Origin of the sequence: Methylobacterium sp. (assembly GCF_019745455.1) — a bacterium.
Taxonomy (GTDB): domain Bacteria; phylum Pseudomonadota; class Alphaproteobacteria; order Rhizobiales; family Beijerinckiaceae; genus Methylobacterium.
In genome coordinates this window covers 17960-28180 of sequence record NZ_JAIETD010000181.1, presented here as the reverse complement: position 1 = coordinate 28180, position 10221 = coordinate 17960, and the positions used below count along the sequence as shown (strand labels likewise).

Annotated in this window: 13 protein-coding genes; 10 read left to right on the top strand and 3 right to left on the bottom strand. The window is 68.8% G+C overall.

What is annotated here, in order from left to right:
* Window positions 1-78: 78 nt before the first annotated feature.
* Window positions 79-576, top strand: a complete 498-nt coding sequence (locus K2Y56_RS26215) for a hypothetical protein (RefSeq protein WP_292515048.1) — start codon at window positions 79-81, stop codon at window positions 574-576.
* Window positions 577-594: 18 nt separating this feature from the next.
* On the opposite strand, the gene K2Y56_RS26210 is transcribed toward K2Y56_RS26215, so the two are convergent.
* Window positions 595-828 carry a GcrA family cell cycle regulator gene (locus K2Y56_RS26210; RefSeq protein WP_292515045.1) on the bottom strand — a complete coding sequence of 78 codons (234 nt, stop codon included), beginning with the start codon at window positions 826-828 and terminating at the stop codon, window positions 595-597.
* A gap of 362 nt (window positions 829-1190) precedes the next feature.
* Here K2Y56_RS26210 and K2Y56_RS26205 point away from each other — a divergent pair, with 362 nt between their 5' ends.
* Window positions 1191-2201, top strand: a complete 1011-nt coding sequence (locus K2Y56_RS26205; RefSeq protein WP_292515043.1) for an NAD-dependent epimerase/dehydratase family protein — start codon at window positions 1191-1193, stop codon at window positions 2199-2201.
* 49 nt (window positions 2202-2250) lie between these two features.
* Here the strand turns inward: K2Y56_RS26205 and K2Y56_RS26200 are convergent, their stop codons facing one another.
* A complete protein-coding gene (locus K2Y56_RS26200; RefSeq protein WP_292515040.1) occupies window positions 2251-3783 on the bottom strand; it encodes an ATP-binding protein in 1533 nt (510 codons plus the stop codon).
* 518 nt (window positions 3784-4301) lie between these two features.
* On the opposite strand from K2Y56_RS26200, the gene K2Y56_RS26195 reads away from it, so the two are divergent.
* The 6 genes from K2Y56_RS26195 to K2Y56_RS26170 are packed head-to-tail and all read left to right on the top strand — an operon-like array spanning window position 4302 to window position 8035.
* Window positions 4302-4856 (top strand): iron transporter, encoded by a 555-nt coding sequence (locus K2Y56_RS26195; RefSeq protein WP_292515037.1) that lies wholly within the window; start codon window positions 4302-4304, stop codon window positions 4854-4856.
* A 32-nt stretch (window positions 4857-4888) separates the two neighbouring features.
* Window positions 4889-5209 (top strand): cupredoxin domain-containing protein, encoded by a 321-nt coding sequence (locus K2Y56_RS26190; protein ID WP_292515063.1) that lies wholly within the window; start codon window positions 4889-4891, stop codon window positions 5207-5209.
* 21 nt (window positions 5210-5230) lie between these two features.
* Entirely contained in the window at window positions 5231-6643 is a 1413-nt protein-coding gene (locus K2Y56_RS26185; protein ID WP_292515060.1) for a 4Fe-4S binding protein, read from the top strand.
* Window positions 6644-6671: 28 nt separating this feature from the next.
* A complete protein-coding gene (locus tag K2Y56_RS26180) occupies window positions 6672-7496 on the top strand; it encodes an FTR1 family protein (protein WP_292515034.1) in 825 nt (274 codons plus the stop codon).
* Between the two features lie 45 nt (window positions 7497-7541).
* The gene (locus tag K2Y56_RS26175; RefSeq protein WP_292515057.1) at window positions 7542-7748 is read left to right on the top strand and encodes a hypothetical protein; all 207 of its coding nucleotides are present in this window, start codon (window positions 7542-7544) and stop codon (window positions 7746-7748) included.
* 8 nt (window positions 7749-7756) lie between these two features.
* Window positions 7757-8035, top strand: coding sequence for a hypothetical protein (locus tag K2Y56_RS26170; protein WP_292515033.1), 279 nt, complete (start codon window positions 7757-7759; stop codon window positions 8033-8035).
* Between the two features lie 6 nt (window positions 8036-8041).
* Here K2Y56_RS26170 and metC read toward each other — a convergent pair whose 3' ends face one another.
* Window positions 8042-9229 (bottom strand): cystathionine beta-lyase, encoded by a 1188-nt coding sequence (gene metC / locus K2Y56_RS26165; RefSeq protein WP_292515054.1) that lies wholly within the window; start codon window positions 9227-9229, stop codon window positions 8042-8044.
* 163 nt (window positions 9230-9392) lie between these two features.
* Here metC and K2Y56_RS26160 point away from each other — a divergent pair, with 163 nt between their 5' ends.
* Complete coding sequence (locus tag K2Y56_RS26160) at window positions 9393-9677, top strand: BrnT family toxin (protein ID WP_292515031.1); 285 nt, start codon at window positions 9393-9395, stop codon at window positions 9675-9677.
* Complete coding sequence (locus K2Y56_RS26155) at window positions 9640-10023, top strand: helix-turn-helix domain-containing protein (RefSeq protein WP_366849557.1); 384 nt, start codon at window positions 9640-9642, stop codon at window positions 10021-10023. Before K2Y56_RS26160 ends, K2Y56_RS26155 begins: the two co-directional genes overlap by 38 nt.
* The last annotated feature ends 198 nt before the right edge of the window (window positions 10024-10221 follow it).

Here is a 10221-nt window from a genome sequence, read left to right as displayed (position 1 = left end):
CTAGGATGAGGGATCGAGGCCTCTCACGACGCGCGGCGGCATCCGATCGGACGCGCGATATCGACGAGGAGCGGTGTGATGCCGGTGCGATATCGACGACGCTGCGGATTGGCTGGACTTCTCTGCCTCGCCCTCGGACTGTCGGCGGCCCAAGCTCAGAACGAGCCTGCCGCCAAGCCCTGGACGGACCCGCCCAGCCGCGAGGCCCCTGCTCCCAAGGTGCTTGCTCCCAAGCCCGCTGCCATCAGTCCGGCACCGGCGCCTACAGCGGCAGCCGACGCTTCGCGCCGAGCCACCGACACCAAGCCCGAGCGCAAGCCGCGGCCGAAGGTGGCTCAGGCCAGACAGAAGCCGAAGATCGTGGATAGACGGCAAGCAACATCGCGTCCACGCGTGGTAGCTGAAACGCGCCGTTTCGAGCGCCCCGAAAGGGTCAGGGGCGACGAGCGCCTGAGGCGTATCGAGGCCGCGAGGGAGGCAGGCTTCCTCGTCGTCCGTTCCCGCACCATCGAGCTTCCCGACGGGCGACGCCTCCAGAGCTACCAGCCCTACGACGAGGAGGAAGAGGAGGACTGAGGCTGCCGGATACGAGCCTTAGCGGACGCGACCGGGCCGAGCGGGCTCGAACACGATACGCCGGTGGAACGCGCACCAGCTCTTGCCGTCGGGGACAGGAGCGCCACAGCAGACGGCCTGGTCGTTCGGCTCGCCGATGATGAACTTGCAGACGAACGCACCCGATTGCGCGAACGGCACGCGCAGGTCGGCGGAGGGCTCGGCGACGGCGTCGGCCTCACCGATCTGGGACATGCGGACGAGTTGGTTCATTGGTATCAAGACTCGTGGATGTTGGGCTCGCGCTGCAGCGCACAGCCAGGCTCATATCGAAAGACGCGTCGTATCCTCGCGAAATACTGAAGCCCGAGGAGGCACCGACCCGATTCGGGTCGCGAATGCGGCGACGTCATATGGTTGTTATATCTGGGGTTCTTGACTCGGCAAACAAGTGGCACTGCGCAGACGTGCTGCAACGCACAGATTCCGCGATCGCGTCGTCTTCGGCCGCAGGACGGGAAATGCAGGCCAGCTTCCGGCCTCTGACGATATCGCCTCGCCTTCTCGCTCCTTGAGATGATCGGCGCCAAACTGTAGTGCCGAAACCGTCCTTTTTCCCCGCACCGAGGAACCGGATGCGCGTCCTCGTCACAGGTTCGGCCGGCTTCATCGGCTTTCATCTCTGCCGCAGATTGCTCGCCGAAGGGCATGCCGTCACCGGCTTCGACGGTTTCTCGGACTATTACGATGTCGGTCTCAAACGAGCCCGGCACGCCACGCTTCTGCCGGAGCCCGGCTTCACCGAGATCGACGCTCGCCTCGAAACACAAGGGGCCCTCCTCGACGCGATGGCTCGGGCGAAACCGGAACTCGTCGTCCATCTCGCGGCTCAGGCGGGCGTGCGCTACAGCCTGGAAAATCCAGGCGCCTATGTCGACGCGAACCTCGTCGGCATGGGCAACCTGCTCGAGGCGGTACGGGCCTACCCGGTCCGCCATCTCCTCTATGCCTCGACGAGCTCGGCCTATGGCGGAAACACCGCCATGCCGTTCCGCGAAACCGACCGGGCGGTGACGCCGCTGACGCTCTACGCCGCCTCGAAACTCGCCGGCGAGGCGATGGCGCATTCCTACAGCCATCTCTTCGGGATACCGACCACGGCCTTCCGCTTCTTCACGGTCTATGGACCGTGGGGACGCCCCGACATGGCCCTCTTCCTGTTCACGCGGAAGATCCTGGCGGGCGAGCCGATCGAGGTGTTCGGCGAGGGCGCGGCCGAGCGCGACTTCACCTATATCGACGACCTCGTCGATGCGATCCGTCGGCTCGCCGACACGCCTCCGCCGGCACCGGGCGGGTCCGGCCCGGTCTCGCCCGAGGATTCCTTGAGCCCCGTGGCGCCCTACCGCCTCGTCAATATCGGCGGCGGCCGTCCCGAGCGCCTCGACGCGATGATCGACGAACTGGAGCGCGCGCTCGGGCGAACGGCGCAGCGCATCCTCAAGCCCCTGCCGCCGGGCGACGTCGCCCGCACCCATGCCAGCACCGGACTTCTGGCCGCCCTCGTCGGCGAGATCCCCCGATGCCCGATCAGCCGCGGCATCCCGGCCTTCGTGGAATGGTACCGGGACTTCTACGGGGTGTGAGGCCAGTCAGGTCTCGTAATCCTCGCATCGAGCGAAGAGATCGGGCGCCTTATTCGGCGGCGAACAGCCCGAGGCCGCCCTCCGAGGATGCGGCGATCTTCGGGTCCCCGGGCGCGGTCTCGCAGGCCAGAGCCGGAACGGCGACGATGCGGTTCTGGCGAAAATCGGTGCGGCAGACGATGGTGCCGCGGGTCTCGATATAGGCGAGGAGACGGCGCGCCCTGCCCGGCGAACGGCTGCCGATCGCCCGGGCCAGGGCCTCGTCGCCGGGGCAGGGCTCATTGGCGAGAGCGGCGCGCGCGAGCAGCAGGAACAGACCCTGGACCTCGTCGGGCAGGGCGGCGGCGACCTGGCGGGCCTCTGTCCAGCGAGCATCGACGCCCTCGTCGGCGCCCGCCGCGTCCTCGTCGATGCCGGCGCGGGCGACGCCGAGGCGCCGGCGGAAGGCCGAGAGGGTGATCGCCTCGCCGTCCAGCCCCCGCATCCGGCAGCGCACCAAAAAGTCCTGGTAGACCACCGCCACCGGCTGGCCGGCGGCGTCGCGGTCGTCGGCGATGCCGCGCAGGACCGCGTCGAGGCTTGTTCGGATCTCCGCTTCGGTGAGCGTCGGGGCGCGCTCGACCGGTTCGGGCCGATGGCGCCCGAGTTCGCGCATGAGGTCGGCCGGGCTGGTGCGCGGCGAGGGAGGTGCCCGCGGCGTCGGCGTCCAGGCGGCGGGCTCGTCGTCGGAGCGGGTCAGGATCAGGGCGCGAAGGTCGGTCTCGTCGGCCTGCGGCAGCGGGATCAGGGTCGGGGAGCCCGAGCGCGATCCGGTGAAGACCGGGCCGATGCGAAGGGCCACCGGGCGGCGGCTGAGGGCCGGCCCTAGGGCGACGAACTCTCCGCGCGCCAGATCGCGGAACCGCTCGGCTCCGCGCCGGTCGAGGCCGAGGAGGTCGGCGGCCCGCGCCATGTCGATGTCGAGGAAGGTCCGGCCCATCAGGAAGTTGGTGGCCTCGGCCGCCACGTTCTTGGCGAGCTTGGCGAGGCGCTGGGTCGCGATCACGCCGGCGAGGCCGCGCTTGCGACCGCGGCACATCAGGTTGGTCATCGCCCCGAGCGAGGCTTTTCGCGCTTCGTCCGAGACCTCCCCGGCTGCGGCGGGGGCGAAGATCTGCGCTTCGTCGACGACGACCAGGGCCGGATACCAATGCGCCCGCTCGGCCTCGAACAACCCGCCGAGGAAGGCGGCGGCGGCGCGCATCTGCGCCTCGGCGTCGAGGCTCTCGAGGTCGAGCACCACCGAGACCCGGTGCGCCCTGACCCGTGCCGCGATCGCCTGGAGATCGGCCTCGCCATGCGCCCCGTCGACGACGACATGGCCGTGTGCCTGGGCGAGGGTGACGAAATCGCCTTCCGGATCGATCACGACCTGCTGGACTGCGCCAGCGCTCTGTTCGAGGAGGCGGCGCAGGAGATGCGACTTGCCCGAGCCCGAATTGCCCTGGACCAGGAGACGGGTCGCCAGCAGCTCCTCGAGGTCGAGCCGGGCGGGCTCCGCCCCCGCACCCAAGCCTTCGCCCATCTCGATCAAGACCGTCATCGCCGCTCCGGCTGCCCGTCTCGAACCGAAGCCCGGATGGGGTGGGGTCAGGCCGCCCTGGCCTCGACGCCCGACCCTAGCACGATGCCGGCCCGCAGGCCTCGGCCGGCCCTGCGGGCATCCACAGGGACGGCTCGACCGAGACGAGGCTCTTTCTCCTAGGGTGAAAATCCTGTGATGTATTTCCTAGGACGAACATCCTGCGCTCATGGAATTGGGTATTTTCGATCCTGCGACGTCCGTTGCAGGTCGCGGCTTCTGTGCACGTGAGGCCGGCGCAGCAACGGCTCAGTTACGGCATGATATTTCTCATTCTTTCAGCCTGGAATTATTATAATTTCATGTCGAGTCGTGATGATCGATGCTCGACACGAAGTCGCGTCCAAGGATCGTCCCGAGTTCATCATTGAAGTTCGGCGCTGTTGGTTTATGTCTGCGGCCGTTCCCCGATGGCCTATCGCATCCCTCGGGCCTCGTGTGCGGCCGGATTGGCTGCCGTTCTGGTGGAGATCCGGGCCATGCTGAGAAACACCCGCCGCGCAGCCCTCTCCGCGGCCTTGATCGCGTTTCTGGGCGGCGGCGCTTCCGCCAAGGAGGTGCCGATCGGTCCGCACGTGATCCAGCAGGGCATCGATGTCGGCGCCGTCTACCTGCAGCCGATCGAGATGGATCCGCCCGGCATGATGCGGGCGGCGGCCGAATCCGACATCCACCTCGAAGCCGATATCCGCGCCGCCAAGGACAACAAGAACGGCTTTGCGGAAGGCGACTGGATGCCCGCCCTCGACGTCACCTTCGAGGTGGTGAAGCTCGACGGCGACAAGCCGACCGAGACCAAGGTGACGGGCATGCTGATGCCGATGGTCGCCAATGACGGCCCGCATTACGGCGACAACGTCAAGCTCGCAGGCCCCGGCCGCTACCGGCTGAAGGTGACGATCGCGCCGCCGGGTAGGCACGGGCATTTCGGCCGCCACGTCGACAAGGAGACCGGCGTCGGCGAGTGGTTCAAGCCGTTCGACGTCGTGCAGGACTTCACCTTTGCCGGCACCGACAAGAAGGGGGCCTATTGAGCGCCCTCCCCTCTCCCTCCGCCGTGGCCGCCATGCGCGCCGTCCTCTTCGGCGCCCTCCTCGCCCTTTCCGTGCCGGCGCGGGCCGAGGAGCTGCCGGTCATCAAGGTCGAGATGCGGGACGGGACCATCGTGCCGACCGTCATCGAGGTGCCGGCGGGCACCCGGTTCAAGCTCGAGATCACCAATACCGGCGCCTCGCCGGTGGAGTTCGAGAGCGCCGACCTCAAGCGCGAGAAGGCGATCGCGGCGGGATCGACGGCCTCGATCGTGTTCCGCACCGTCGATCCCGGCTCCTACGCGGTGTTCGACGACTTCCACCCCGAAGCCAAGGCGACGCTGGTTGCAAAGTAGAGCGGGATTCGCTTGACCACCCTGCCCCTCGACGACGCGCGCGACGGACGCCGCACCGGCCTCGGCCGGCTCGATCGGGGGCTTGCGCGCCTCGGCGACTGGCTCGGCGCCCATCTGAGGACGATCAGGGCGCTGCAATGGGCTGTCGTGGCGGTCTACATCGTCCTCGTGGCGGTGCCGGCCTTTCTGCCGCTCCCGGACCGGACCGCCCATCTCTGGTCCAACCTCACCCTCGCGGCGCAGTTCGCCTTCTGGGGAATCTGGTGGCCGTTCGTGCTGCTCAGCATGGTGGTGGTCGGCCGGGCCTGGTGCGGGCTCCTGTGCCCCGAAGGCACGCTGACCGAAGTCGCCAGCCGCTGGAGCCTCGGCCGGGCGGTGCCGCGCTGGCTGAGCTGGGGCGGCTGGCCGTTCGTGGCCTTCGCCGGCACCACGGTCTACGGCCAGATGGTCAGCGTCTACGGCTACCCGAAACCCGTCCTGGTGGTCCTCGGCGGCTCCACCGTGGCAGCCATCGCGGTCGGCCTCGTCTACGGCCGCGACAAGCGGGTCTGGTGCCGCTACCTCTGCCCCGTCAACGGCGTCTTCGCGGTGCTGGCGAAACTCGCCCCGGTGAGCTTCCAGGTCGACGGGGCGGCCTGGGCCGCCTCGCCGCGGCCCAAGCGGGCTGAGGCCTTCACCTGCGCCCCCCTCGTGGCGGTGAAGACCATGAAGGGGGCCGGCGCCTGCCACATGTGCGGGCGCTGCTCGGGCTATCGCGGAGCGGTGCGCCTCGCCCGTCGCTCGCCCAACCACGAGATCGTCCACGTGGCGGGCACCGAGCCCGATGCAGGCCAGAGCATCCTGATCCTGTTCGGCATGATGGGCCTCGCGGTCGGCGCCTTCCAATGGTCGTCGAGCCCGTGGTTCGTCGAGGCCAAGCAGGCGCTCGCCACCTGGCTGATCGAGCGCGGCATCGCCTGGCCGCTGGAGACGACGCTGCCGTGGTGGCTCCTCACCAACGAGCCGGCCCATAACGACGTCCTCAGCCTGCTCGATGGCGGCCTGCTCCTGGCCTACATCGCCGCCGCCGCGATCGGCCTCGGCCTCGCCCTGGCGGCGCTCGTCGCGCTTGCGACGCGAGTGCTCGGCGAGTGGTCGTGGGCTCGCTTCCACCACCTCGTCCAGACCCTGATCCCGGTGGCGGGGTGCGGCCTGTTCCTCGGGCTTTCCGCCCTCACCGTCGGCTTCCTGCGGGGCGAGCGCATCGACGTCCCCTACGTGCCCGAGATCCGGGCGCTGCTCCTCGTCGGCGCCAGCCTCTGGACCCTGCGCCTCGCCTACGCGGTCGCCGGCCTCTCGGATCACGGCCCCCGCCGGATCGCCGCCACCATGGCCATCGGGGGCGCCACAGCCCTCTCGGTGGCCGGCTGGATCCTGATGTTCTGGGTCTGGTGAACCCCTTGCTCCTCGAGGAGACCGCGCCGTGATCGGAGCCTTCGTTATCGCCTTCCGGGAGGTCATCGAGGCCGGCCTCATCGTCGGCATCGTGCTCGCCGCCACCCGCGGCCTTGCCGGTGCCAGAAGCTGGATCGCCCTCGGTATCGCGGGCGGCCTTGCCGGGGCGGCCCTGCTCGCCCTGTTCGCGGAACGGATCTCGGACTCGTTCGAGGGCACCGGCCAGGACATCCTCAACGCCGCCGTGCTGATCCTCGCCGTGCTGATGCTCGTCTGGCACAACACCTGGATGAGCCGTCACGGGCGCGAGCTCGCGGGCGATCTGCGCGCCACCGGGGATGCCGTGCGCCGGGGCGACCGCACCCTGGCGGCGCTCGCCATCGTGGTCGGAGCCGCGATCCTGCGCGAGGGCGCCGAGCTCGTGCTGTTCCTCTACGGCCTCGTCGCCTCGGGCACCTCGGGCCCGGAGCTGCAGCTCGGTGCGCTGCTCGGCGTCGGCGTGGGCGTCGCCGTCTCGGGGATCAGCTATCTCGGGCTCAGCGCGATCCCGACCCGCTACGTCTTCTCTGTGACCTCGGCCCTCATCGTGCTCCTGGCCGCGGGGCTCGCGGCGCAGGCGGCGCAATTCCTCTCGAATGCCGGCCTCCTCACGGTTCTCGGGCAGACCCTGTGGAACACCTCGGCCCTGTTGCCCGAGGGCAGCCTGCCGGGCCGCGTCCTGCATGCCCTCGTCGGCTACACCGACCGGCCGAGCGCGCTCCAGGTCGCGACCTATCTTGGCACCATCCTGGTCATGGTCGGGCTGATGCAATGGAGTTCCGCGAGCCGGCCGCAGGCGGTGCGCACCGCCTGATCAGGGCCCCTTGCTGCGGGCCGGCCCTGATCTATCTTGCCGGTGATGAATACGATCATCGTCGTCGCCCTCGTCTGCGCCGCCAGCATCGCGCAGCCCGACTGCACCCGCGAGACCGCCCTCGACGTGATCACCGGGCCGGCCCACTCGCTGCAGGAATGCCTGCTTCAGGGTCCGGTGCTCGCCGCCAGCGCCGGCCATGGCGGCGAGGACGGCAGCTACGTCAAGACGCGCTGCGAACAGCGTCGCTGAACCGGAGAGTGCCGATGGACGAGGTCAGCCCCGATCGGGCCGTGATGATCCGCCTGCGCGCTCGCCTCGCCGTGGTGGAGCGTGCGGCCTGGTTCGGTTTCGCCCAGGCGATGCGGACGGAGCCCGACGCGACGGTCGCCTATATCGAGGGCGAGAGGGCCAAATGCGCCGAGGGCTTCGGCCAGCGCGGCTGGGCGGCGGACCTGACACCGGCCGAGCGCAAGATGCTCGGCGCCGAGGTCGATTCGGGCTTGGCGCAGCTCATCGAGGATGGCCGCGAAGCCTGAGAATTCTCACATCGCCGCGCGAAGCCGGGCGAAGCCGGCATCGAGATCGGCCTGCAGATCCGCGATGTCCTCGAGCCCGATATGGAAGCGAAGCCCCTGCCCGCCCGGCTCCCAACGGGTGGCCGTGCGGTAGGGCGTGCAGTCGAACGGGATGACGAGGCTCTCGAAGCCGCCCCAGGAGAAGCCCATCCCGAACAGCTCCAGACCGTCGAGCATGGCGGCGAGCGCCGCCTTCGGCGCGGGCTTGAGGATGACTCCGAACAGGCCCGAGGCCCCTGAGAAATCACGCTTCCAGATCGCGTGGCCGGGATCGTCCGGCAGGGCCGGATGGAGGACGCGGAGCACCTCCGGCCGCGTCTGCAGCCACTCCGCCATGGCGAGCGCCTGGCGGCCGTGCTCGCGCAACCGAAGCGCCATCGTGCGCAGGCCCCTGAGCGCCAGGAAGACATCTTCGGGTCCGGCGCACATGGCGAAATGCTCGAAGGTCCGGTGCAGGGCCGGCCAGTGCTTCGCGTTGGCGGAAGTGAGGCCGAGCAGCAGGTCCGAGCCACCGCTGAGATACTTGGTGCCGGCCTCGACGACGATGTCGGCGCCCCGCTCATGGGCGGGAAACAGCAGCGGCGTCGCCCAGGTATTGTCCATGACGACCGCAGCGCCGTGGGCATGGACGATCTCGGCGATGGCGGGCACGTCCTGCATCTCGAAGCTCTGCGAGCCCGGCGCCTCGACCAGCACCGCCCTGGTGTTCTCCCGCATCAGCGCAACGATCCCGGCACCGATCAGGGGATCGTAATAGGTCACCTCGACGCCGTAGCGCTTGAGCACGCCGTCGCAGAACAGCCGGGTCGGCCGGTAGGCGGAATCGCTCACCAGGAGATGGTCGCCGGCGCTCGTCACCGACATCAGCGCCACGGTCAGCGCCGCGAGGCCGGAGGGCGTCAGCACCGTGCCGGCGGCGCCCGAGAGCTCGCTCCAGGCGGTCTTCAGCGCATCCATCGTCGGCGAGCCGCTGGTGCCGTAATCGTAGCGCCCGCGCCGGTGCATCAGGTCGTCGTAGGTCGGGAACAGCACCGTCGAGCCGCGATAGATCGGCGCGTTGACGAAGCCGTACTGGGCGGAAGGGTCGCGCCCGGCATGGACGAGGCGGGTGCTCTGGCCGAAGCGCGCAGGATCGCGGGGAGGTGTGTTCGACATCGGCACCGAGGGCTGAGACACGAGATATTGCGCTGCGATCACAGCCCGCACGGACCGCCGACGTCAACCCGCCGGGCTTGACCGGAGGAGCCTCAACCGCAAGTTGGGCTGGAGGTCGGCAACATCTCACGGCTTGCTGTGACTACGGGCAATCAGTACATTGATGACTGAGCGATACCGCTGGGATTCCCGCAAGGCTGCTGCCAACCGGCGTGATCACGGCATCGCTTTCGAGGAGGTGGGCGAGGCATTCCGAGATCCTTTCGCGGTCGAATGGATCGACGATCGTGAGGATTACGGCGAGGAGCGCGTCAGCATGCTCGCCATGTGCGGCAACGTCCTTCTCCACGTGACCTATACGGAACGCGCCGATCACATCCGTCTCATCTCAGCCCGGCGGGCAGAACGACATGAGCAAGACCGATATTACCGCGAGAATTCAGCCTGATGGGCGTTTCGTGCAAGTGCTGGACGATGGCGGCGAACAGCTCTTTGCGCCCTCAACGATGCGGCCGCTGACCGAGGCCGAAGTGAGCGCCGCGGCGGCAGCCGATCCCGACGCACGGCCTATGACGGATGAGGAGATGCGCGACACCCGACGGATTCCGCGCGTGAAGACGCTGCGCCGTGCCCTGGCGCTGACGCAGGAGGAGTTCGCGGCCCGCTACCATATTCCGCTCGGCACGTTGCGCGACTGGGAGCAAGGGCGCGCCACGCCCGACCAGCCCACGCGCGCCTATCTGACCGTCATTGCCCGCGATCCCGAGGGCGTGCGCCGGGCGTTGGACAGGTAACTTGGCTGAGCCGATGGCGATACCGGTCTTGCGATGCGATCGCAGGCCGCGCGAGGGTATGGCGTCAAGCCGCCGGGCTTGACCGGAGGGCATCATCCTTCGCAATGGCCCCATCGTCATCGCGGGACTGCGGGCATCGACTTTGGCCGATCCATCCCATCAACGACCTCATCCTGAGGTGCCGCGCAGCGGCCTCGA

Excerpts from the sequence above, each read along its gene's own strand:
- K2Y56_RS26195 (WP_292515037.1), top strand. The coding sequence starts at position 4,302 with ATGCTGAGAAACACCCGCCGCGCAGCCCTCTCCGCGGCCTTGATCGCG.
- K2Y56_RS26200 (WP_292515040.1), bottom strand. The coding sequence starts at position 3,783 with ATGACGGTCTTGATCGAGATGGGCGAAGGCTTGGGTGCGGGGGCGGAG.
- K2Y56_RS26215 (WP_292515048.1), top strand. The coding sequence starts at position 79 with ATGCCGGTGCGATATCGACGACGCTGCGGATTGGCTGGACTTCTCTGC.
- K2Y56_RS26190 (WP_292515063.1), top strand. The coding sequence starts at position 4,889 with ATGCGCGCCGTCCTCTTCGGCGCCCTCCTCGCCCTTTCCGTGCCGGCG.
- K2Y56_RS26160 (WP_292515031.1), top strand. The coding sequence starts at position 9,393 with ATGACTGAGCGATACCGCTGGGATTCCCGCAAGGCTGCTGCCAACCGG.
- metC (WP_292515054.1), bottom strand. The coding sequence starts at position 9,229 with ATGTCGAACACACCTCCCCGCGATCCTGCGCGCTTCGGCCAGAGCACC.
- K2Y56_RS26155 (WP_366849557.1), top strand. The coding sequence starts at position 9,640 with ATGAGCAAGACCGATATTACCGCGAGAATTCAGCCTGATGGGCGTTTC.
- K2Y56_RS26205 (WP_292515043.1), top strand. The coding sequence starts at position 1,191 with ATGCGCGTCCTCGTCACAGGTTCGGCCGGCTTCATCGGCTTTCATCTC.
- K2Y56_RS26210 (WP_292515045.1), bottom strand. The coding sequence starts at position 828 with ATGAACCAACTCGTCCGCATGTCCCAGATCGGTGAGGCCGACGCCGTC.
- K2Y56_RS26175 (WP_292515057.1), top strand. The coding sequence starts at position 7,542 with ATGAATACGATCATCGTCGTCGCCCTCGTCTGCGCCGCCAGCATCGCG.